Genomic DNA, 23,138 nt, shown 5'->3' with positions numbered 1-23,138 from the left:
TTGGAGGTTCTATGTTTACGATTGAGAGTTTAACCAAGACGTATAAAAATAATGTGACTGCTGTTAAAAATTTTGATTTAAACATCGCACCAAACCAAATCGTCGCTGTTTCTGGTCCCAATGGATCTGGCAAAACAACGATGATTAACTGTATACTCGGTATCATTAAGCATACAGAAGGAAAAATTACCATACATGGTGTCACAAATGATGACCCATTTTTTAAAAAACAAGTAGCCTATGTTCCAGATGACCTGCTACTCCCAGAAGCATTGACTGGTGATGAGTATTTAGATTTTGTTTCTTCTATGTATGAATGTAAAACATTTCATAGAAGAAATCAACTAATTGAATTGTTTGATATGGACTCGGCATTGTCACGACCTATTGAAACATATTCACATGGTATGAAAAAAAAGACACAATTGATTGCCGCCTTTATGCTTGATAGTAAAATGGTGATCATGGATGAGCCCTTTAGGGGACTTGATATTGAAGCGGTTATAAACACAAAGAAACTAATGAAGCGTTATGCCCAGCACCATGGTGCAATCTTGCTTTCAACGCATGATATGCTTTCAGCGGAAGAGCTGTGCCACAAAATTGCCATTATTTCTAAAGGAAATAAAATGGAAGAAGGAACGGTTTCAGCCCTAAAGGATAAGTATCAATCAAGCACACTGGAACAGGTGTTTCTGAAAGCTTCAATGTTAAGTGATAGGGGTGCACATTTTGATGAAATCATTAATCATTTCTAAAATGATGCTTAAAATGTGGCAGCAGGAAATGTATAAGCTCTTTGATACTCAAACGAAGCGAATCATAGTTGTCTTATTCTTTTTGTTTGCAGTCACAATGGGTGCAATGATCGGATATAGTTTTACAGGGGTATTTATGAAGGCTTTCTTAAATGGGGATGAACGTTCTCTAGGATTATTGGTTGTTTCTATGGCGATGAATGCATCCATATTTACAAGTCTGTTATTTGTTCTCATCAAGGTCAGAACACCCGAACAGGACCGATTTTCCATGCAACTAAGCTGGTTCCCACTTTCTACTTTTCAGAAAAGTCTTGGCTATTTCATCCCAATGATGACAGTGGTGGCGGGATTGGTTTTGTTTTTTATCGGCATCTTGCTTTTACCTAATTTTATTGCTCAAGGGATTGGGATTTCCTTTATCCTTGCTTTCTTTGTCATGGTGCTCCTGCAGTCGCTGTTTGTTTTAGCGCTTTTGCAGTTCATCTACAACATGATTTATGTACTTGTTCTTAAAATAAAACTGCCGTTGCAAAAATTTGCAGCGATATTTGTTTTATTAGCATTAGTTGTGGCTTATGCAATGACTCATTTTGATATCAATAAAATTCAGCAATCATATGTACAGTTTGATTATCATTTGATGTATTTTACAGCCCCTTTTTTTCTGGCAACACAAGGGATGTCTCCCCAAGGGGTGAACTATGCCATCTTGATCTTGCTCATCTTATTATCAGCAGGTGGCGCTTTTATTTCTCTCGCTCTTATGCCGATTATGGCAGAGAAAAAAGCGTTAACCTTTTTAAACAAGTTGCCGTTTTCTACATCGAAAAATTGGTCGCTTGTGGTAAAGGAAATGAAATCACAGGTGCGAAACGAAGAAAATATTTTGAACTTTCTCATTCTCCTCATTGTGATATTGTTCGTTCGCTATCAATTTGTCTTCAGGTTTGAAGGGGAAGCTTTTTTTGTCTTATGTGCGCTAGCTGGATTAACGGCATTTAATTCATTTGGTAACGATAAACGAATGTTAGGAATGTATAAAACGTTCGGTTTAAGATCGTGGGAAGTGTCCCTGTTTAAATTTGTAGGGCTTCTGATGGTCGGGTTCATGCAAATCGCCGTGTTTATGCTCACGACAATCACGCTTCCGGAAAGTATCTGGACTGTAGTTATTGGTATTGCTGTCCTTTTCAATGCAACGGCTCTCTTCTATGTGGTGGGTATTTTACTTCCGCTTGATCGAAATAATCCATACACTGGTATTTTTTCATTTGGGGCGCTTATTTTGATCATGATTCCGATTGTTTTTATCGGTAACTATGTCATAGGAGAATCAAGTCAAATGCTTCAGTGGCTGCTTGTTGCAGGATTTGAAATACTGCTCATCTTTGCCATATACAAAGGTTTTTCATGGAGGTATTCACATGATTCAACTTCTTAATAGTAAGCTAAAGATTGAGCGAGTTCCGGCTCTTGCGCCTTATGTGACATTACAAAAGAAGCATTTGACTGATACGCAATATGGAAGCACACTCCCGATTAATGAGAGTGCATATCATATGTTAAAGAAGGTTGACGGAAAGAGGACAGAAGCGAATATCACGGCAGAGCTTGCCGATTTGTTTCAAGTAGATGAGTCGGTGATTGCTCGTGATTTTTATCAGCTAATCATAGGGCTTAATCAGCACCATTTGCTTTCCATCCATTATCGCTCACCTTATCCAGTTGTCACGGCCTGCTGTCAATTTTTTAAGCAGTATCAAGTGAAGTTGAAGGAGCGGTTTGATTGTACGGGGCATTCATTCTTTCAAATATTGATGACTGCATTGCGAATGGTTACACGTAAAATTATCTTTTTCTGGCTGCTGTTTATGGTGATGGCAGGAATCGCTTTTTTATTCGTTCCGGATGCATCTATTGTAGCCATTGCGATCTATTTTTCAATTATTTATCTTGGATTAATTACTGGGACTGCTTTGCATGAGGCCGCACATGGGTATGCGCATCGGAAGTTCGCTGGACGTGATGGTCCTCAAGGTTTTTTTGCCAGCGATATGATGTCAGTCAAGTTTGTAAGGCCTGTATTAAATCCATATCATAAAAAACAGGTATGGATTACATTGCTTGGACCGCTCGTTCCTGGCTTGATTGGTGCAGTTGGAATCATTGTGACCGTTTTATTTTTAGATGAAAATCCAATTTCGACAGGGTTTTTCATTTTTTCCATTACGTATTTTATTCAGCTACTATACCTTCTTCCGTTTATGGGAGATGGTAAATCGATTTTAAAGCAGCTATTACTTGGTGGAATGGGAGGACAAAGATCATGAACCTACAGGCAATAAAACAAGGTGCCATTGTTGGCGGTTTTTTAGGTTTCTTAGGATTTCCGATGTTAACAATTGGTGTACTATTTTACCATCTGTTCCAATCAAAAACGAATAACGAACTTTTACTTAATAGTCTTGCCTTTGAAATGGAGGGGAAATCTGCATTTACGTTTCAAATCAAACCGAATTTCTTCATCTTAATGATTGTTATCTTTCTTGTTGTTTTTTTAGCCGTGACAATCATTTCGACCATCCGTCAGAAAAAAAGATGAGGGTAAATTCCTTCATCTTTTTTGTATAATAGCTCGAAAATTAGGATATTGATAGACATATTGAAAGAGAGAAAAAGGCGATCAATATGACTTTCTGTCTTTCTGCTATCAAAAGGTCGAGACAACACCGACAGAAACCAAAAAAGAGTCAGAAACCACAAAAGTGAATGCGTCTTCAAAGAAAAATATGGAAGTGACAACAAGAGAAAAGAAACTTTTCAATGCAGTAGCTGAATATATTGAGTTGATGTGAAAGGGTTAACGAAAGAGAACAAAGAAATGTTCGTTATTATAGAGCAATATAAACACAGCAAACTGCTTTCTCGTGAGACATCAGAATTTTCTGCTAGTCTAAAGGCAAGATGAAAACAATGAAAAGGCAAACATCCTCATTTTACTAGAACGTGAACATGATGATCTTAAAATTCATAGAAGTATAGGGTTGGACGACGATCCCTTTTCAATGACAAAGGGCAGTTTTGTTGAATTGCCTTTTAACTTAACGTCTGTTTCAGATACAGATGAGGATGGTATACATGTGAATGTGCAGGATTTTCAAACAAAGCATTAAAGGACATTAGCCATGCTTCTCTTCAAGTAGATTAATAAGCTATCGTAATATAAAAGGAGGATATGAATTTTTTGACGAAAAATTTTCATATTCTCTTGACGAATAATTAAGAAAGTTGTAACATAATAAAAGTCAATGCGGTGATGTTGTTTGATATAGATTGATGCGGGTGTAGTTTAGTGGTAAAACCTCAGCCTTCCAAGCTGATGTCGTGAGTTCGATTCTCATCACCCGCTCCAATACATAAATTTTGTTTATAACGCAGTATTTCGTTTCATAGATAAACGAAGTGTTGCGTTTTTTATTATGTTAACATAATGCAAAAAAGCACCATGGATGATTTACAGTGCTTTTTCAAAAATATGATATGTGCTTTCACCGCCATGTATTTGTGTGAACATCTTTGTTAAAGATTGAAGAAGTGCATCACTCTTTTCCCAGGAAATAGAGGGTGGAAAAAGGATGATTTGAAGGATATTCTTTGTTTCTGTGGATATTTGTGCTGCTCCAGATTGAGAAAATAAGCCTTTCTGTCCTGCTTCGTCTATCCATTCAACATGACGAGAATCACTTCTTTTGAGCAAAAGCGGCTCTTTTAGACGGTCAGCATCCAGTGTGAGAATTGGTAAAAAATATTTTAACGAGAAAAATGTCGACAAGTCCTGTACGGAGTTGATAGAGTCAATAAATATCTCTTTTTGAATATCAGACAGAATTGGAAGAAAGGGAACATTTTTTATAAGGTCAATCCATTCTTTAATGGCTGGTACTTCTTTTAGTGCTTTTCCTTCATATTCGAAAAATAGAGATTCTTGAAAGAGCCGTAATCGACCTTTTAACATTTGAGGTGATTTACCAATTTCAATATTTGAATATTCAATCTGCCCAACATGGATAGACGGGCTTTGTTGATGAGATATTTCCATATATATCTTCACAGTGACTCACTCCAATCGGTCATGATACATTCGTATTATACTGAAAACAACAGAAGAAACAAAGAAAGGAGGTTTGCAAGGTGATTCATGTTGGAGAATTAAAAGAAGAGTTAATTCAATATGCAAAAGAAATTGGTGTAGATAAAATTCGATTTGCAAGTGCTGATACATTTGATTCATTAAAGGACCGACTCATCTTACATGAATCATTAGGGTATTTGTCGGGCTTTGAAGAACCCGATATCGAAAAAAGAACAAACCCTTCTTTGCTCCTTCCAAAAGCCAAATCAATTGTTGCGATAGCGCTCGCTTATCCTTCTAAGATGAAGAATGCGCCTCGAAGTACAAAAGATGCTAGAAGAGGCATCTTTTGCCGGGCATCATGGGGAACAGATTACCATGTAGTGCTGAAAAAGAAGCTCGATATGCTTGAGGAATTTTTGCGCAACAAGCACGAAGATATACGAACGAAATCAATGGTCGATACAGGTGAGCTGTCTGATCGCGCTGTAGCAGAGCGAGCGGGCATTGGCTTTAGTGCGAAGAACTGTATGATTATCACGCCAGAGTTTGGGTCTTATGTGTACTTGGCTGAAATGATTACAAATGTTCCATTTGAACCAGATGAGAAAATTGAAGATCAGTGCGGGACGTGTAATAAATGTGTAGATTCATGTCCAACAGGGGCTCTTGTGAATCCGGGACAGCTCAATTCTCAAAGGTGTATTTCATTTTTAACGCAAACAAAAGGATTTTTACCTGACGAGTTTCGTTCAAAAATTGGAAATCGCTTGTATGGGTGTGATACGTGTCAGACAGTTTGTCCAATCAATAAAGGAAAAGACTTTCATCTTCATCCAGAAATGGAGCCGGACCCTGAGATTGCAAAGCCGCTTTTAAAGCCGCTGCTTTCGATAAGCAATCGTGAATTCAAAGAAAAATATGGTTATATATCTGGATCATGGCGGGGGAAAAAACCTATTCAGCGAAATGCGATTCTGGCGCTTGCTCATTTTAAAGACACGTCCGCCTTACCAGATTTAGTTGAATTGATGCACAAAGATCGAAGACCAGTTATAAGAGGAACTGCTGCTTGGGCGATTGGCAAAATTGGTGACCAAAACCAGCTTCCTGAACTGGAGAAAGCTCTTGATCGTGAAAGTGACGAAGAAGTAAAACAAGAGATCATCAAAGGGATTGAGTTGTTACAGACACCTTTAAATACTAAATAGCGTCCATAGGAACATAGAATGAACCAAACAGAGGATTTTTAATAAAAGTTTGGTGGTGTCTGTGTGAAACGATTAATACAACAAACGGTAGAAGACAGGCTGGAGTATTTAATAAATGGCCATATGATGCGACAGCCGCAACTTATTTCTGATGCAGAAGCAGTAGATCGAAAGAAGGAGCTTTTCGCTAGAAGACGTGTTGAGATTGTCAAAGCGAAAGCGAAAGCAAAGCTTTTGCACTCAACGATTCAGGATGATGGAACTTTGCATGTACAATATCTTGCTCATCTCACATATGTCTGTAAGGATGTAGATGATTCGTTTTATTTAGAAGAACAGGTTGAAAAAAGGGAAGCATTTCTATATAACGACATCCTTGTCAAAGATCATATGATCGAGGTAGACAGACAAAGTGAAGAAACTGCTCTAGTTCGATTTCAGGATGAAGAGGAATTTGGAAGAGCCTTTCATTATGATCGACGTGCGGCTGTCCAATATGCGGAGACGTACTGGAATAAAAGGAATCCAGCATATAAAAATTTTGAAGATAACTGTACAAATTTTATTTCTCAATGTTTGAAAGCAGGGAATGCGCCAACAAGAGGATATCCTAATCGGGGGTCAGGTTGGTGGGTGCGACCTCATACGTGGAGCTATAGCTGGACAGTGGCTCATTCTTTGAAAAATTATTTAACAACTTCTAAAGCCGGATTAAGAGCGAAGATGCTAAAGGAGGCTAAAGAGCTTAGCATAGGAGATGTCATCTGCTACGATTTTGAAGGAGATGGGCGTTATAACCATACTACGATTGTCGTTGACCATGATAAAAGCGGGATGCCGCTTGTAAATGCACAGACGTATGATAGCCGCATGCGCTATTGGTCTTATGAGGATTCGACAGCTTACACGCCATCTATTCGTTATGCTTTTTTTCACATTTTGGACGATGCTTCAAAGAGTAGTTAATGGTATAATGTTGAGCGGAAAAGAAAATTAGAGGTGAACTTTTTTGGGACTTCATGTCGTTTTATATCAACCAGAGATTCCAGCTAATACTGGAAATATTGCACGCACATGTGCAGCAACTAATACAACACTTCATCTAATTCGTCCGCTTGGTTTTTCGACAGATGACAAAATGCTAAAACGTGCAGGACTTGATTATTGGAAGTATGCTAACGTTGTGTATCATGATTCATTAAATGAATTGTTTGAAGCACATCCAAAGGGACAATTTTTCTATTTGACGAAATTTGGTCAAAAGCCGCATACAACGTTTGATTACTCTAAGTTAGATGAAGATTATTTCTTCATATTTGGCAGAGAGACGAGCGGATTGCCAAAAGATTTGATTGAACGAAATATGGACCGCTGTCTTCGTTTGCCAATGACGGAACATGTTCGTTCACTTAATTTATCAAATACAGCAGCTATTCTAGTATATGAGGCTCTTCGGCAGCAAAATTATCGTGATCTCATGTAAGTTCTTGATTTTGAAAACACGAAATAAATGAATAAAGGATGTTCCGCTAATGGAACATCCTTTTTTTCATTTACCAGGCTTGCTTTCGTAGCCAGCGGTGAAAATGGATACTAAAAACGTAATGATGACGCCCATCATAATGACCGTTCTCATATAAGCTCCCCCTTATCCCTTTGTTCCTATGCTGCCTGTTTCATATGGTGTGAAGTTCGCCTTGAAAAGCAGGAGAAGAAGATCATGTTTCTCCTGTTTTTCCTTTATTATGAAGGCTCTTGCAGATGGTTGTCAATTCAGTTTGGCAAATCGTCATTTTGAAGAACAAAAGCATGTAATAGGACGCCTCCGCATAGATTGTAAAACAGTATCTGATTTCTAGCTTCAATCTTGAAAGAGGAGGTTCGTATGGATATTTTAAAGAAAATTGCACAGCACAGAGAAGAAGAGCAGCGTTTAAAATGGGAAGGCACATTCAGCGATTATTTAGACATTATTAAGGAAAATCCGCTTGTCGCTCAATCTGCTCATTCCCGCGTTTATCATATGATTAAAGACAGCGGGATTGAAGAAAAGAATGGGGTCAGAACCTACAAATTTTTTAATCAAGATCTCTTTGGGTTAGAGGAATCACTAGAGAGGTTAGTTGAAGAATATTTCCATCCTGCAGCAAAGCGCTTAGATGTGCGGAAGCGTATTTTATTGTTGATGGGACCGGTAAGCGGCGGGAAGTCGACACTTGTGACGAGACTCAAAAGAGGACTGGAGGAATATTCACTTACAGACAATGGCGCAGTATATGCGATTAAAGGCTGCCCTATGCATGAAGATCCGCTCCATCTCATTCCGCAAAATCTTCGTGAAGATTTTTATAGAGAGTATGGTATACGTATTCAGGGAAATCTGTCGCCCCTGAATATGATGAGGTTAGAAGAGGAATATGGAGGCCGCATTGAGGATGTACAAATCGAGCGGATATTTTTCTCAGAGGATAAACGAACCGGCATCGGAACCTTCAGTCCGTCTGATCCGAAATCTCAAGATATTGCCGATTTAACTGGCAGCATTGATTTTTCAACAATTGCTGAATTCGGGTCAGAATCTGATCCGCGTGCATATCGGTTTGATGGGGAACTCAATAAGGCGAACCGCGGGATGATGGAGTTTCAGGAGATGTTAAAGTGTGATGAAAAATTTCTATGGCACCTTCTTTCGTTAACCCAAGAAGGGAACTTTAAGGCAGGTCGTTTTGCCTTGATTAGTGCTGATGAACTCATCGTTGCACATACGAATGAAACCGAGTACCGGTCGTTTATATCAAATAAGAAAAATGAAGCCTTGCATTCAAGAATTATCGTGATGCCGATTCCTTATAACTTAAAAGTGACAGAGGAAGAGCGGATTTATCATAAAATGATTTCAGAAAGTGATGTAGCGGATGTTCATATTGCGCCGCATACGCTGAAGGTGGCGGCAATGTTCTCCATTTTGACGAGATTAAAGGAGCCGAAGCGGTCTGATATTGATCTGGTGAAAAAAATGCGCCTCTATGATGGAGAAAATGTCGAAGGCTTCCAATCCGTTGATATTGATGAGATGAAAAAGGAATTTCACGACGAAGGGATGAGCGGAATTGACCCTCGATATGTGATCAATCGAATTTCATCGACCATTATTCGAAAGAATATGGAATCCATTAATGCACTTGATGTGCTCCGTTCTTTAAAGGAAGGATTGGATCAGCATCCGTCTATTTCCAGCGAAGATCGGGAACGGTATTTGAATTTTATTTCTGTCGCCCGAAAAGAATACGACGATATTGCGAAAAAGGAAGTTCAAAAGGCATTTGTGTATTCCTATGAAGAATCTGCGAAAACGCTCATGGATAACTACTTGGATAATGTTGAGGCTTACTGCAATAAAAACAAGCTTCGTGATCCGTTAACGGGTGAAGAAATGAATCCAGATGAAAAGCTCATGCGTTCGATTGAAGAACAAATCGGTATTTCTGAAAACGCCAAGAAGGCTTTCCGGGAAGAAATTTTAATTCGGATTTCCGCTTATGCTAGAAAGGGCAAGCGCTTTGATTATAATTCACATGAAAGATTAAGAGAGGCGATTCAGAAGAAGCTGTTTGCTGACTTAAAAGACGTTGTGAAGATCACGACTTCAACGAAGACGCCAGACGAGCAACAGTTGAAAAAGGTAAACGAAGTGGTGGCTAGGCTGATTGATGAGCATGGTTATAATTCAACAAGTGCAAATGAACTTTTAAAATATGTAGGCAGTCTTCTGAATCGTTAATAAATGAAGGAGGCATTATCGGCGTTTATAAGCACCGGTAATGTCTTTTTTAAAAATGATCGTCAAATCTGTATGAAGCATTGCATATGATAAAGGAATCTATCGCTAGAAGAATTATGTAAACAGGTGAGGAGGGGGATGAATGTCCCAGCAAGATAAAAGTCAGTTTATTGTTTCTCAGGAAGACTGGTCCCTCCATCGTAAAGGTTATGACGACCAGCAGCGCCATCAGAAAAAAGTTAAAGAGGCGATTAAAAATAATTTGCCGGATCTTGTCACAGAGGAAAGTATTATTATGTCCAATGGGAAAGATGTTGTCAAAATCCCAATCAGATCATTGGATGAATATAAAATTCGATACAATTATGATAAGAATAAGCATGTGGGTCAAGGAGATGGAGACAGTCAGGTTGGAGATGTCGTCGCACGTGATGGATCAGATGGCAAGCAAGGACAGGGGAAGGGTCAAGGTGCTGGAGATCAAGCGGGAGAGGATTATTACGAAGCAGAAGTCTCATTAATGGATCTTGAAGAAGCGCTGTTTCATGAGCTAGAGCTGCCAAACCTGAAACAAAAGGAGCTTGACGATATCATTGTCGAACAAATCGAGTTCAACGACATTCGTAAAACAGGTTTAACAGGGAATATTCATAAGAAACGAACGATGCTCTCGGCATTTAAACGAAATGCGATGACTGGAAGTCCTTCTTTTTATCCCATATATCCAGAGGATATTAAATATAAAACGTGGAATGAAGTCACCAAACCAGAGTCGAAAGCTGTCGTTTTAGCAATGATGGATACGAGCGGGAGTATGGGGCTTTGGGAAAAATATATGGCAAGGAGCTTTTTCTTTTGGATGACACGCTTCTTACGGACAAAGTATGAAACGGTCGATATTGCATTTATTGCCCATCATACCGAGGCGAAGGTTGTAGATGAGGAGAATTTCTTCTCGCGAGGTGAGAGCGGCGGAACCATTTGCTCATCTGTCTATCGGAAGGCACTAGAGCTAATAGATGAACGATATCCGCCATCACGGTATAATATTTATCCTTTCCATTTTTCTGATGGTGATAATTTGACCTCCGATAATGCTAGGTGCGTGAAGCTTGTTACTGAAATTATGAAGAAAGCCAATTTATTTTGCTATGGCGAAGTGAATCAATATAATCGGCACTCGACGTTAATGTCAGCGTATAAACATATTCAGGATGAGAAATTTAAGCATTATATTTTAAAGCAAAAATCAGACGTTTTTCTCGCATTAAAAAAATTTTTTCAAAAAGAAGAAGTCCTTTCTTAAATAGCACATTTGAAAAAACCTTTCAGCATAGGGGCTGAGAGGTTTTGTTGTGTGAAGAAGGAAGTGATATCCAGAAAAAAAGTAAAACTTTCTCTTTGACATTTCAATTTTCATTTATTAATATTTAATCTTGTTAAATATAAGTTTTTCAAAAGATGCCGATCGTCTTTTCCTCTTTTTCTGCTCTTTGCTCATAAGTGAACAATAAAGTATAAATGGCTGCACACCATTTTTAGCGGAGCAGAAGAAAGAGAAACCTTGCGGATATGTGAGTTTGTTTCATATTCTGTCAGATGATGGGTATTCTAAGCTTGCTAAAGCAGATGACACTATATTTTCATACATGAAAGGAGAAACAAAACATGAACAGAGGTCGTTTATTGCTAACGAACATAATTGGTCTTATTGTGATTCTTGCCATTATTGCAGGAGGTGCTTATTACTACTACGAGAGCACAAACTTTGTGAAAACAGATGAAGCAAAAGTGACAGGTGATATGTATCAAATTACAGCACCAGTAGCTGGACAAATCAAAGGCTGGGATATCAATGAAGGTGACGAAGTGCAAAAAGACAGCACAGTTGCAAAAGTGGAAGGTGAAGCAAAAACAAATATCAAAGCAGTTGCTGACGGCACATTAGTCAAAAAAGAAGTGCAGAACAATCAACAAGTGCAGCCGGGTACAGTACTTGGAGAAACAATTGACCTAAGCAAGTTGTACATTACAGCTAACATCAAAGAAACAGATATTAAAAACATTGAAAAAGGCGACAAAGTGGACATCGTTGTAGATGGTGATCCTGATACAACATTTGAAGGAACTGTTGAACAAATTGGTTATGCAACAAACTCGACGTTTAATATGCTACCAGCAACAAATTCAAGTGGTAACTATACAAAAGTGACACAAAAAGTGGCAGTGAAAATTTCAATTAAAAACCCATCTGACAAAGTGCTTCCAGGTATGAATGCATCTGTCAAAATTTCATCTTAATGATGAGTGATATGAAAAAATGAAAGGAGGTTGTCTGAGATGGCAAATCAACCTGCAGCGACAAAACAGGGAACAGGCTCCTTGTCTTTACTGATCATTTTAATGGCCGGTTTATTCGTAGCGATTTTAAACCAAACGCTTTTGAATGTAGCCATGCCTCATTTAATGACAGAATTTAATGTCAGTGCGACGACAATTCAGTGGCTTACAACAGGTTATATGCTTGTCAACGGTGTGTTAATTCCGTTATCTGCGTTTTTAATTACACGTTTTGGACAGCGTAGTTTATTCCTTTTGGCCATGATCTCATTTACACTGGGTACATTTATTTGCGGAATTGCGCCTAACTTTTCTACGATGCTCATTGGCCGCTTAATTCAGGCAGTCGGTGGCGGTATCTTGCAGCCGCTTGTCATGACAACAATCCTTTTTATTTTCCCTCCAGAAAACAGAGGGAAAGGAATGGGGATTTTTGGTCTGGCGATGATGTTTGCACCAGCTGTAGGGCCAACATTGTCTGGTTATATTATTGAACATTATACTTGGCGTATTATGTTTTATGGCCTTGTACCAATCGGTGCGATTGTCATTATTGCGGCTTTCTTTATGTTTAAAAATATTATAGAGCCAAGGAAGATCAAGCTGGACAGCCTCGGTGCGGTTCTTTCTGTTGTCGGATTTGCTTCGCTTCTATACGGTGTGAGTGAAGCGGGAAGTGATGGTTGGACAGATCCGATCGTTTTATCCACAATCATTATTGGTGCGATTGCGATCATGATCTTTATTATCCAACAGTTAAAAGTGAAAAACCCAATGCTTGACTTCCGCGTGTTTAAATACAGCATTTTCTCTTTATCAAGTGTCATTAACATCATTATTACCATCGCATTGTATACAGGAATGTTCTTACTTCCAATTTATTTGCAGAACCTTGTTGGATTTACTGCCTTGCAGTCGGGTCTGTTGATGCTTCCTGGAGCGATTGCGATGCTGATTATGTCACCAATATCAGGGATTTTATTTGATAAATTTGGACCTCGTCCGCTTGCGATTGTTGGGATGTTGATTACAGTTGTCACAACTTACGAATTTACAAAGCTCACCATTGACACCTCTTACAGTCACATTGTGCTCATGTATGCAATACGTGCATTTGGTATGTCACTCTTGATGATGCCTGTCATGACAGCGGGAATGAACCAATTACCACAGCATTTAAACAGTCATGGTACAGCAATGTCCAATACGTTACGACAAATTAGTGGTTCTATTGGTACAAGTTTAATCACGACGATTTATACGAATCGTACGACGTTCCATTATTCAAATATGGCTGATCAAACAAATACAACGGATCCGTTTTTTATGAATTCGTTCCAATCTTCTGTGTCCAATGTGATGCATCATATGGGCATCACAGCAGAAGCTGCTCAAAAATATGTTTATACCCAGCTCTTTACAAAAGCTCAAGTTGATTCAAACGTGATGGGGATTAATGATGCTTACATGTGGGTTACATTATTCTGTGCGGCTGGTGTCATTCTGAGTTTATTCCTACGTGATGTACGTAAGGATAAAGAGCGCAAAGTGAAACAGCATACAAAACAAGAAATGACTTTGCTTCCAGCACCTAAGGAAGCAAACCAAGATGCAAGATAAGTGTGGAGGGACTATAAATGAAAATTTATGTCGTATACGATAGTGAAGGTGACCATACGAAAGCATTGGCTGAAGCCATTGCAGCGGGTGCGAGTGAAACAGAACATGCAGAAGTCTTCATTGACCATGTGAAGGATGCTGATATTCGCAAGCTCGATCAAATGGATGCGATTATTTGGGGCTGCCCTGGTCACTTTGGTACCATTAGTTCTGGATTAAAGACTTGGATTGATCGCCTTGGTTATTTATGGGCAGAAGGGAAACTCATTGATAAAGTTGGTGCAGTCTTTTGCACAACTGCTACGACGCATGGCGGTTTAGAAATGACAATGCACAACTTGATCACGCCAATGCTCCACCAAGGAATGATTGTTGTAGGTCTTCCTGGAAATGTACCGGAGAATGCCTTATACGGCTCTTATTATGGAGCAGGTGTGACATGTCCGGTTGATTCTGACGACTTGATTTCTGATGAAGGAATTGAGCTTGGAAAGGCACTAGGAAGACGTGTAGCATCAGTGACAGCGTCATTTAAGCGATAAGGAGAGGGTTCTTTTGGTGACGATTATTGTAGCGTTAGTAGCTGCTGTCCTTGTTATTATTGGGTTAGTAGCGTTCAATGTCAGATACGCATCGGTCGAGAAGGAAGAAGAGAGTAAAAAAGATGTGCTAATTCAGCCTGACGTGCCGCGCAGTGAACCGGAAGCATCCGCTAGACATGTAGAGCCAGAAGAAGAAACAAACACATCAGAGCCTTCTCAAACAAATAATCATGTATCTGGCGATGATTTCTACAGACAGGCACTTCAAAAATTTAAACAGCCAGAATCACCTATCAAACAAGAGGAACCAGACCAAAAAATGAATGATGACATGTATCGTGCTGCCTTGCAGAAGTTAAAGGAGAAGGATGATTAAAAAGAGAACCCGACCTGCGGTTCTCTTTTTTCATAAAAAATAAAAAACCGCCGGCAGATGCCGAGCGGTTTCCTTTCACTCTATAAAGTGCTAAAAGAGCTATTGCTCTTAGATTACGCTTTGTTAACGTTAGCAGCTTGTGGTCCACGGTTACCTTCAACGATTTCGAAAGAAACTGATTGACCTTCTTCTAAAGTTTTGAAGCCATCGCCTTGGATAGCAGAGAAGTGAACGAATACATCATCTTGACCCTCAACTTCGATGAATCCGAAACCTTTTTCAGAGTTGAACCATTTTACTTTACCTTCTAACATGAAATTTCCTCCTAAAGCGATCAAAACGCTTAAATTCACTATTCTTGCTCTTACACAAACTTCAAAGACGAAAACTCTTTCAAAACTTTCTTCTTAAAGGTGATAACGAACAAAAATAATTACTTTTACTTTACCAGTGTTTGCGCGAAAAAACAACAGTAATCCGAAAACTTTTTTAAAAATAATTACATGTACCAAAAAGAGGAAAAATTCTATGTCAGATGGTCTCTATTTCTCGCGGAAAAGCTCACTTGATTTCGACCTGATTGCTTGGCTTTATAAAGTTCTTGGTCAGCAATAATCGGTAATTGCTTGATGTCTGTAAGTGTTCCTGGGTAATAAGCACATCCGATTGAAACTGTAATATGAATGGATGTCCCATTTTGTAAATAAATCGGCTGATCGGCTATTTTTCTCCGCAATCGTTCTGCACTTTGCCATGTTTTTTCAACTGAGCAATTAGGAAGAAGGACAGCAAATTCCTCTCCTCCGATACGTCCAATGTAATCAGAGCTTCTTGTGTTTTTGATCAGCGTTGTTCCGATTTCTTTTAATACGATATCTCCCTCGTGATGTCCATATTGATCATTGATGGATTTGAAGTAATCAATGTCTATATATAAAAGGGATATTTGATGGAGAGGTTGCTCTAACTTCAAAGAAAAAGCATGACTCAGCACTTCGTCAAATTTTCGTTTGTTTAAAACACCTGTTAAAAAATCATAATGAGCTTGGAATTCATACAAATTTAAAAGCTGATATGCTTTTGTTTGATGCTCAATGACGTAAAAGTTAAACACCCCGGCAATATACGAAAAAATCCAATAGGTGGAATGCAGTTCAAACGATGTTTCGTGCACAAAGATGATAAATAAAATGGATGCCATCAGGTTACCTATCGTAATAGATAACAGTATTTTCACTACATGGTTCATATGGCGTTCAGCAATTAGATAAGAAGCTGTGACGATCATTGTCAAGGAAAAAATATTCACGAAAGAAACGACATTTGTTTCGATTAATAATCGTCCAATGATGACAATACATGATGCAACGAATGTTTGTACAATACTGCCGTAAAAAGCCGTTAAAATGAGGGGGATATGTCTTAAGTCGATCATTGCTTGCCCTGTTTTAATAGAGAAGAACATTAATACAACACTAAGCAATCCAGATGCAATTCCCTTACATAATTGTCTGAGTAAGGTGTCTTCCTTTTTTGAAAAATACTCCTTAAACACAAGCATAAATAAATAATGGAATGTGACAAGGATTGTTAAATTAATAAAGAGGTCTCTTAACAAATGAAATCACCTTTTTAAAATTACTAAAATTTGTTTGAAAAGGAAAGTAAAAAAAGATAATTAATAAAAAGTTCACTATGAGGGGGATAAGGCGTATGAGGGAAAAGTGCTTTATTATAAACAGAGCCAGACTGTGAAGATCACCAAATGCCAATTGAATACAAGATGTGAGGTTTCTTCTTGAGATTCAAGAGGAGCATTCTTGGTAACAGTTTGACTTGAAGGTGTTGGGATGCAAAATGTTTGCGTGTATACATGTAAGACAGTGGGGCAGGTGAAATCATGAAGGATGAAGAGATTTTGCTTATTTTATTCGTTATTTACTCACAACTGTCAAAAGCTCTTTTTATAAAGAGCATATTCAGGTAATAATCAGGAGCCTAGATTGGCCCCTGATGATTTATTTGTGCTCTATTTCATTGATCACTTGCTGGATGGATTCATCATCCATGACATTCATGACACTTTCATCAAGGTGAAGAGGCTTCGCATAAGCTCCTCTTGGCGGTTGATTTGGCCTTGATGATGAATGATGTTGATGATCTGTTTCATTCGTTTGATCGGATGAGAATGCCTGCTTCATCATTTGAGCGACTTCTGCAGTACCTTTTGTCTCTTGGTGCGCATGCGATTGCTTTTGAGAATGCTCATGTTGTTGATGATTATGCTTATTGCCTTTCATCATAGGAGACATCTTCATAGTCGCCATGCCTTTCAACCTTTTCCGTAAAACAGGGGAGAATAGTGCAATAATGGCTGTTGAGCCAGCGATCAGTGCGCCTGTGCTAATGCCTTTTCTTTTTTTAAACAAACGAATCCCTCCATTTGATCGTGATGATACTTCTTCATCTTTTTTAGGATGACCAAACGATGTTTATTTATGAATTCATTTTGCTGTCATAGATGATATGTGCATAAAAAGTCTCTTTTATGAAAAACCTAGGAACAAAAGGAGGGAATCATTGATGAATAAGAAATGGATACTATCTATACTACTTGTTCCTACTCTGATCACCACTGGGTGTGGAATGAACAACCAAGGTGATGAGCGAAGAGGGGCGATGGAACGTCAATACGAAAATGTCACATATAAAAACGATAACATGCGACAAGATCAGCCAGATGTCGAAACACCGCAGAAGGTAAAAGTGGCAGATAAGGCGTCAAAGCTCGTAGCCAACATGTCGGAAGTAAAAACAGCTCATGTGCTTGTCACAGGTAAAAATGCATTTGTTGCAGTGATGCTTGAGGGGAATAAAAGCGGCAATGTGACAGACGAATTAAAAAAGAAAATTTCAGACAAAGTGAAATCAACTGATCAACAAATTGATAACGTGTATGTATCTGCTAATCCAGACTTTGTTGATCGTATGAAAGGATACGTCAAACGCATTAGAAGCGGAGAGCCAATTTCAGGATTATTCGACGAATTTACTGAAACAGTCAGACGTGTCTTCCCTGAATCGAAATAGCTACGACAAAAGCCGTATGTCATATGCGGCTTTTTTGTTTTAAAGAGAACCTCCCACATCATGCTGCATAAATTAACAAATATATCACCTCTTGTTGATCTTTGTTTTTTCATAGAAAGAGGATGCAGGATGATTTCAGGTGGGGAGTAAATGAAAGCCAATCAGTCATTAATTCAAAAGAAGCTTGTAGGCGGTATGATTGCAGCAGGTCTCATTTTTTATGCCTTCACCGCGTACTTAGTTTATGTTGCATTTCAGTTCACAGGACAATATTTAGAGCAACAGTCATCTCCCAAAACGGTCTTAACGGAGGGGCTCAATAAGCAAATCTATGATCATATTCGAATTTACTATGCAGAGAAAGAGAAGGTATTCGTTGATCTGACGATAGAAGCTCTGGAGCAGGCAAAGAAGAGGACAGCTTCTGTGTTTCAATTTGAAACAGACAAACCTTTAGACATTATTTATTTCGATGATAAAAAAACAATTGAACAATTTGCAGGTATTCAGCATATTACAGGCTTTTATTCTGATCATGACCAAATGATTGGATTATATCCTGATAAGCGGGATGAACTGTTGAAAAAAGAGACATTGCCTCTTTACTTTTTCACAACCTTATTTATCCATGAATATGCTCATTTTGTATTTTATGAAAAGGTTCATGCATATGAAGTGTCTCCTGCGATCTTTCCTCTATGGTTCCATGAAGGAGTAGCAGAATGGACAGCCTATGACGTCTTAAATGCGACATCTGAACGGTTTGAGGTCATCCCTTTTCATTCACTTCATTCCGATAGTGATTGGCAGGAATCACGGGTGAAATATGAGACAGATGTCTATGTACAAAGCTATTATATGATCTATGAGTTGGTACGATTTTACGGACGAGACATCATTCATGAGATCATGAAGGAAACCGCTAAAACTGGTCGATTTGAAAGAGGATTTGAACAGGCAACAGGTCAGTTGCTGACTGAATTTGAAGAACAGTTTAAGACAACGTACGAAAGAAAAAACGGCTGATAGCAACACAGGTCAGCCGTTTTTTTAATTAATGAAGTGGTTTATCTGCTTTACTAGGCGGCATTTGAATTTGCTCTTGCATTGGAACGAAAGCAGAAGTCATAGCTTTCATGTCTTGTACAGAAAGCTGAGGGACTTGATAATATCCATGTTTGTTTTGATATAAAAATATTTCATACGCCATTTCGATAAAGTTTGGAATTTGAGCTGAAAGAACACGTCTAACGACTGGATTTGTTACTTCTAAAGCCGACATTGCTAGTAATCCTGAGTGTGACTTGACCAAATTAAGCATATGGCCTGTAATGCCTAAGTCTTTAACATCCTGTAACGATTGATTTGGTTTTTTCGGCTGTGATGGTTTGATGCCGTACGTCACCTGTGTCTTTTCTTTCATCATATAAGTCGATGTTTCTTCATTAGGCTTTTGTCCGGTAGAAAAACTATTGACAGTGACATTATACTGGGACAAAACGAATTGATATTGGCGATCCAAGATGTCGGTTAATACAGGATCTTGGATAAACTGCCTCAAGATCATATATTGATCTAAAATGTTGATCATCCCTGCTAAAATTTCATGTAAATCGAATAATTCATGCCCGCCATGGTTGAATTCAGGCTGCGGAGCACTGCCTTGTAATGGTTGCTGTTCGTTTTGCATAGAGATTCCTCCTTCTATTTTATACAATCTGTTTTAATGTGAGGAAGTTCTCCCTTTTTCATGCAAAAAACATTATTTACAATTAGAGGGTTTTCTTTCTTTTTGTCGAAAAAAAGTATCAGACGAATGAACATGGGGGTACCAGATGCAGGACAAAATCATGAATCGTTTGATAGAAGGCAAACATGTGCAGGCACCAGTGATTGGAATAGGTGTTACACCGTTTGAACAGCACAGTCTTAAGGCGTTTTTTCAGTCGTTTCCACATGAACTGAATGCCTCTTTTATTGTCGTGCAAAATTGGGTGTCGAGCGATTGGATAGCAGATTTGGAAGAACTTGTTTTACCGATTGGTTACCGGGCAAAAACAATTAGTCATGGCGAAAAAATCATGAAAAACACGATTTATTTTTGTCCGCCTAATGCCATTGTGACGTTGACAGAAAACAATCAACTGTATGTATCAGAACGTCTTCCATCGGATAAGCAATGCTCTGTCGACTCTTTCTTTCAGTCACTTGCAAAAGTTCAAAAAGAGGAGGCTTTTGCCATCTTATTTCAAAAAGGCCATTGTATGGGGAGTGGTTTGCTTCAATTAATCGAGCAAGGCGGTACAGCAGTGTCTTGTAGTGATTCAAAAATTGGTTTTGACAGCATCTATCATCAAACATTCACAGATCCTTCTGCCCTTGCAACATATATAGCCAACATTTTGAACGTCCCACATGTCGATTTAGCAGATCGGGTACTGGTAAGAATTATTGAACGACTTGAAATGTACAAAGGTATCGCTTTTTCAACCTATGAAAAACAAAGAATGCTATCTGTTATTCAAAGACGAATGCGATGTGCAAAAAAGCCGATTTCATTATTGTCAGAGTACGATCGCTTATTAGAGATGGAGCCAGATGAGCTTGATCGTTTACATGTCCAGCTTTTAAACGGAGCTACTTCTTTTTTTCGAGAGATGGAAGCCTATCGACTATGTGAAAATAAGATCATTCCAACAATTATTGAACATGTGATAAAAAGCGAGAAGCCTTGTTGTCGTATTTGGATTGCAGGATGTTCAACGGGGGAAGAAGCCTATTCTTTTACCATTTTATTTTTAGAAGAAATGAAGCGAAGACAAGTTTCAATAGAACTGCAAGTGTTTGCAACAGATATCAATCGGAAAGCCATTCAGACCGCAAGCAAAGGCCTTTATTCAGTAGAGGCAATGGCAAGGGTGCCAGAGAAATGGCGGGTGCGATATTTCAAAAGGAAAGGTGACGCTTTTATTGTGAAGCAGTCGCTTAGAAAACATATTGTCTTTGCCCCTCACAATTTATTGATTGATTCACCTTTTATCCACCTCGATTTTATCAGTTGTCGAAATGTTCTGATGTACTTCCAGCCAGAAGTGCAAAAACGAGTATTGTCCCGTTTTCAGTATGCTTTAAAAGATCAAGGGGTTTTGATATTAGGGACAAATGATAAAGTGCCTAATATCCCTCACTTGTTTCATCTGTTAAATGAAAGGTGGAACATTTACACTCACTCAAGCGTTCCTAAATCCAATGAACATCCGAATAATGCCAAGTTTCATGAAGAGTTGAAAAAACGAGCTGCAGAATATATGAAAGAAGTGGGTGCGAATTATGACGCATGTATGGTGATCAATGATTGTGACAAAATACTTGCCATTTCAAATGGTGCCTATTCCTTCCTAGACCATTCAGAAGTGCCGAATCAATCGTGTGAGTATGTGACACCTGACTATATAAAAGAGATGATGAGACAAACATTTCAGAAGGTGTGGACAGATGAGACAGAGATTGTTTTTCAACATGTCCTCATTTCAAAAAAGGGCAGGAAGCAGTATGCAGATTTTACAGTGAAAAGTTTTGATCGCCGTTTTAAGGGAGTATACGTCATTCTCATTCGGATGAATGTGATAGAAAAAAATCAAATGAACGGCAGGTACCTAGGCATGTCGGACCCAAACTCAGTCTATCAACAGCGTATTGTCGATTTAGAAAATGAACTTAATGAAGTAAAGCAAAAAGAGCAAGAGGCAAGGGCTCAATTGAAAATAAAGAATGCGCAAATAGAGGAGCTTCAGAAAAAGCACGAAGAATTTATCAATATCATAAACAACTTAAAGGTGACTAGAGAAGAGCTCTATCGTCCCTCGGTGAAACCTGAGCTTGCGACGTTGTTTGTGGATCAAGAGATGAATATTCGCTATTTCACGCCTGCAGCAGCATCTTTATTCACTTCGGCACAATTGCAGCATCATCAATCCTTTCAGTCGATTGCACAGGAGATGGCGCATGAGACGCTTTATCATGATATTCAATCCGTTATGTCAGACAGACGTGTCATTGAGCGTGAGATTGAGACAAACGAAGGGGAGCAATTTACCGTTCACATTACGCCTATTTTTTATCAGGATTATGAGGGAGCGGCGATGACATGGATTAAAATGACTGAAATCACGAAAATCAAACAGTCTCTTCATCTTGCGGTGACAGCACTGGATAACAGTCATATTCATATTGTTGTCGCAACTGAGGAAGGGATCATTCAATGCGTGAACCAGCGTTTTTGTCACTTTGTGCAACAGTATGAATTCGATCTGATCGGCAAGAATATTTTTTCGGTCTATCAAAGGTTGTGTCAATGTAATGATTTAGCGAAGCAATGGGAAGTGTGCCTAAGAGAAGGTAGCTGGACAGGTGAGATGTACTTTCAAGATTTATCAGGACGGGAACGTTGGGAGAGAGTCTCTTTACACCGAATTGATGACCCTGACAAAATGCAGTCAACAGTTATGCGCATTTCAGAGGATATCACAAACCAAAAGCAGTCAGAGAAGATGCTGATGAAATCTGAGATGCTGTCAGCAGTTGGTCAGCTTGCAGCTGGCATTGCTCATGAAATACGTAACCCGCTTACATCGTTAAAAGGATTCTTACAGCTGATGATTCAGAGTAAAAAATATCAAAAGGATTATGCAGATGTGATGATGTCAGAGTTTAATCGGCTCGAGGCGATTATTAATGAATTCCTTGTGCTCTCTAGAAGCAAGTCGGTGAAATTTGAACCTGTTCATGTCAACCTACTGCTAGAAGAAGTGAGTATGGTCGTTGAATCTCAGGCCGTATTAAAAGGGATATCGATTCAAAAAAATCTTTCACCATCGCTGCCGCAGATTCAAGGAATTCCAAATGAATTAAAACAGGTTTTCCTCAACATACTGAAAAATGGAATTGAAGCAATGGATGGCGTAACAGGTGTCATTCAAGTGACATCCATGCTAAAAAATGATCAAGTTATTTTAATATTTGAAGACCAAGGAAAAGGAATCCCAGAAGATGCGATTAGTAAGTTAGGGGAACCTTTTTATACGACGAAAGAAAAAGGAACAGGGCTTGGGCTTATGGTGACGAATAAAATCATTGAAAGTCATGGCGGTACAATCCATTTTGAAAGCAAGAATTTAAAGGGAACAAAAGTCACCATTACGTTTCCAATAAAATAAAAGCTAGAGATGTTTACATGAAATCCATTCAAATTCAACATTTTCTTTGTAAACTATGAAAGAGGTCTA

General features: G+C 38.7%; 21 protein-coding genes and 1 tRNA gene. 17 read left to right on the top strand and 5 right to left on the bottom strand.

Annotation, left to right across the window (positions count from 1 at the left end):
* Positions 1-11: 11 nt before the first annotated feature.
* The 5 genes from ABVJ71_RS07365 to ABVJ71_RS07345 all read left to right on the top strand — a co-directional run bounded on the left by ABVJ71_RS07365 (position 12) and on the right by ABVJ71_RS07345 (position 4,173).
* Positions 12-758, top strand: a complete 747-nt coding sequence (locus ABVJ71_RS07365) for an ABC transporter ATP-binding protein (RefSeq protein WP_353856605.1) — start codon at positions 12-14, stop codon at positions 756-758.
* A complete protein-coding gene (locus ABVJ71_RS07360) occupies positions 736-2,202 on the top strand; it encodes a hypothetical protein (RefSeq protein ID WP_353856604.1) in 1,467 nt (488 codons plus the stop codon). Before ABVJ71_RS07365 ends, ABVJ71_RS07360 begins: the two co-directional genes overlap by 23 nt.
* On the top strand, positions 2,186-3,091 hold the full coding sequence (locus ABVJ71_RS07355) for a PqqD family protein (RefSeq protein ID WP_353856304.1): 906 nt from the start codon (positions 2,186-2,188) through the stop codon (positions 3,089-3,091). The genes ABVJ71_RS07360 and ABVJ71_RS07355 overlap by 17 nt, the downstream gene beginning before the upstream one ends.
* Positions 3,088-3,363, top strand: coding sequence for a hypothetical protein (locus ABVJ71_RS07350; RefSeq protein ID WP_353856303.1), 276 nt, complete (start codon positions 3,088-3,090; stop codon positions 3,361-3,363). Before ABVJ71_RS07355 ends, ABVJ71_RS07350 begins: the two co-directional genes overlap by 4 nt.
* A 736-nt stretch (positions 3,364-4,099) precedes the next feature.
* Positions 4,100-4,173 (top strand) — tRNA-Gly (locus tag ABVJ71_RS07345).
* A 102-nt stretch (positions 4,174-4,275) separates the two neighbouring features.
* On the opposite strand, the gene ABVJ71_RS07340 is transcribed toward ABVJ71_RS07345, so the two are convergent.
* Positions 4,276-4,872 (bottom strand): hypothetical protein, encoded by a 597-nt coding sequence (locus tag ABVJ71_RS07340; RefSeq protein ID WP_353856302.1) that lies wholly within the window; start codon positions 4,870-4,872, stop codon positions 4,276-4,278.
* Positions 4,873-4,955: 83 nt separating this feature from the next.
* Between ABVJ71_RS07340 and queG the strand changes: the two genes are divergently transcribed.
* The 9 genes from queG (at position 4,956) to ABVJ71_RS07295 (ending at position 14,763) form a co-directional block, all read left to right on the top strand.
* Positions 4,956-6,104: a tRNA epoxyqueuosine(34) reductase QueG gene (queG, locus tag ABVJ71_RS07335; RefSeq protein ID WP_353856603.1), complete on the top strand. Its 1,149-nt coding sequence runs from the start codon at positions 4,956-4,958 to the stop codon at positions 6,102-6,104.
* Between the two features lie 63 nt (positions 6,105-6,167).
* Complete coding sequence (locus ABVJ71_RS07330) at positions 6,168-7,070, top strand: amidase domain-containing protein (RefSeq protein WP_353856301.1); 903 nt, start codon at positions 6,168-6,170, stop codon at positions 7,068-7,070.
* A 43-nt stretch (positions 7,071-7,113) separates the two neighbouring features.
* Positions 7,114-7,587, top strand: a complete 474-nt coding sequence (trmL, locus tag ABVJ71_RS07325; RefSeq protein WP_353856300.1) for a tRNA (uridine(34)/cytosine(34)/5-carboxymethylaminomethyluridine(34)-2'-O)-methyltransferase TrmL — start codon at positions 7,114-7,116, stop codon at positions 7,585-7,587.
* A 402-nt stretch (positions 7,588-7,989) separates the two neighbouring features.
* Positions 7,990-9,885 (top strand): PrkA family serine protein kinase, encoded by a 1,896-nt coding sequence (locus ABVJ71_RS07320; protein WP_353856299.1) that lies wholly within the window; start codon positions 7,990-7,992, stop codon positions 9,883-9,885.
* Positions 9,886-10,027: 142 nt separating this feature from the next.
* Positions 10,028-11,191: a sporulation protein YhbH gene (gene yhbH / locus ABVJ71_RS07315; RefSeq protein ID WP_353856298.1), complete on the top strand. Its 1,164-nt coding sequence runs from the start codon at positions 10,028-10,030 to the stop codon at positions 11,189-11,191.
* Between the two features lie 362 nt (positions 11,192-11,553).
* Positions 11,554-12,186 carry an HlyD family efflux transporter periplasmic adaptor subunit gene (locus ABVJ71_RS07310; RefSeq protein WP_353856297.1) on the top strand — a complete coding sequence of 211 codons (633 nt, stop codon included), beginning with the start codon at positions 11,554-11,556 and terminating at the stop codon, positions 12,184-12,186.
* 39 nt (positions 12,187-12,225) lie between these two features.
* Positions 12,226-13,845, top strand: coding sequence for a DHA2 family efflux MFS transporter permease subunit (locus ABVJ71_RS07305; RefSeq protein ID WP_353856296.1), 1,620 nt, complete (start codon positions 12,226-12,228; stop codon positions 13,843-13,845).
* A 17-nt stretch (positions 13,846-13,862) separates the two neighbouring features.
* Complete coding sequence (locus ABVJ71_RS07300) at positions 13,863-14,387, top strand: NAD(P)H-dependent oxidoreductase (RefSeq protein WP_353856295.1); 525 nt, start codon at positions 13,863-13,865, stop codon at positions 14,385-14,387.
* Between the two features lie 16 nt (positions 14,388-14,403).
* Positions 14,404-14,763, top strand: a complete 360-nt coding sequence (locus ABVJ71_RS07295) for a hypothetical protein (protein ID WP_353856294.1) — start codon at positions 14,404-14,406, stop codon at positions 14,761-14,763.
* Between the two features lie 113 nt (positions 14,764-14,876).
* Here the strand turns inward: ABVJ71_RS07295 and cspB are convergent, their stop codons facing one another.
* The 3 genes from cspB to ABVJ71_RS07280 all read right to left on the bottom strand — a co-directional run bounded on the left by cspB (position 14,877) and on the right by ABVJ71_RS07280 (position 17,192).
* Positions 14,877-15,077 carry a cold shock-like protein CspB gene (gene cspB / locus ABVJ71_RS07290; protein ID WP_353856293.1) on the bottom strand — a complete coding sequence of 67 codons (201 nt, stop codon included), beginning with the start codon at positions 15,075-15,077 and terminating at the stop codon, positions 14,877-14,879.
* A 212-nt stretch (positions 15,078-15,289) separates the two neighbouring features.
* Entirely contained in the window at positions 15,290-16,381 is a 1,092-nt protein-coding gene (locus ABVJ71_RS07285) for a GGDEF domain-containing protein (protein ID WP_353856292.1), read from the bottom strand.
* Between the two features lie 400 nt (positions 16,382-16,781).
* Complete coding sequence (locus ABVJ71_RS07280; RefSeq protein ID WP_353856291.1) at positions 16,782-17,192, bottom strand: spore coat protein; 411 nt, start codon at positions 17,190-17,192, stop codon at positions 16,782-16,784.
* A gap of 154 nt (positions 17,193-17,346) precedes the next feature.
* Between ABVJ71_RS07280 and ABVJ71_RS07275 the strand changes: the two genes are divergently transcribed.
* Positions 17,347-17,853, top strand: coding sequence for a YhcN/YlaJ family sporulation lipoprotein (locus ABVJ71_RS07275; protein ID WP_353856290.1), 507 nt, complete (start codon positions 17,347-17,349; stop codon positions 17,851-17,853).
* A gap of 150 nt (positions 17,854-18,003) precedes the next feature.
* On the top strand, positions 18,004-18,879 hold the full coding sequence (locus ABVJ71_RS07270; RefSeq protein WP_353856289.1) for a hypothetical protein: 876 nt from the start codon (positions 18,004-18,006) through the stop codon (positions 18,877-18,879).
* A gap of 28 nt (positions 18,880-18,907) precedes the next feature.
* On the opposite strand, the gene ABVJ71_RS07265 is transcribed toward ABVJ71_RS07270, so the two are convergent.
* Positions 18,908-19,543 (bottom strand): spore coat protein, encoded by a 636-nt coding sequence (locus ABVJ71_RS07265; protein WP_353856288.1) that lies wholly within the window; start codon positions 19,541-19,543, stop codon positions 18,908-18,910.
* 145 nt (positions 19,544-19,688) lie between these two features.
* Here ABVJ71_RS07265 and ABVJ71_RS07260 point away from each other — a divergent pair, with 145 nt between their 5' ends.
* Positions 19,689-23,069, top strand: coding sequence for a CheR family methyltransferase (locus ABVJ71_RS07260; protein WP_353856287.1), 3,381 nt, complete (start codon positions 19,689-19,691; stop codon positions 23,067-23,069).
* Positions 23,070-23,138: the final 69 nt, after the last annotated feature.

The sequence above is a fragment of the Bacillus sp. Bos-x628 genome (assembly GCF_040500475.1).
GTDB lineage: Bacteria > Bacillota > Bacilli > Bacillales > Bacillaceae > Bacillus > Bacillus maqinnsis.
The sequence above is the reverse complement of the archived record's forward strand: the minus strand, read 5'-3'. Positions and strand labels throughout refer to the sequence as shown.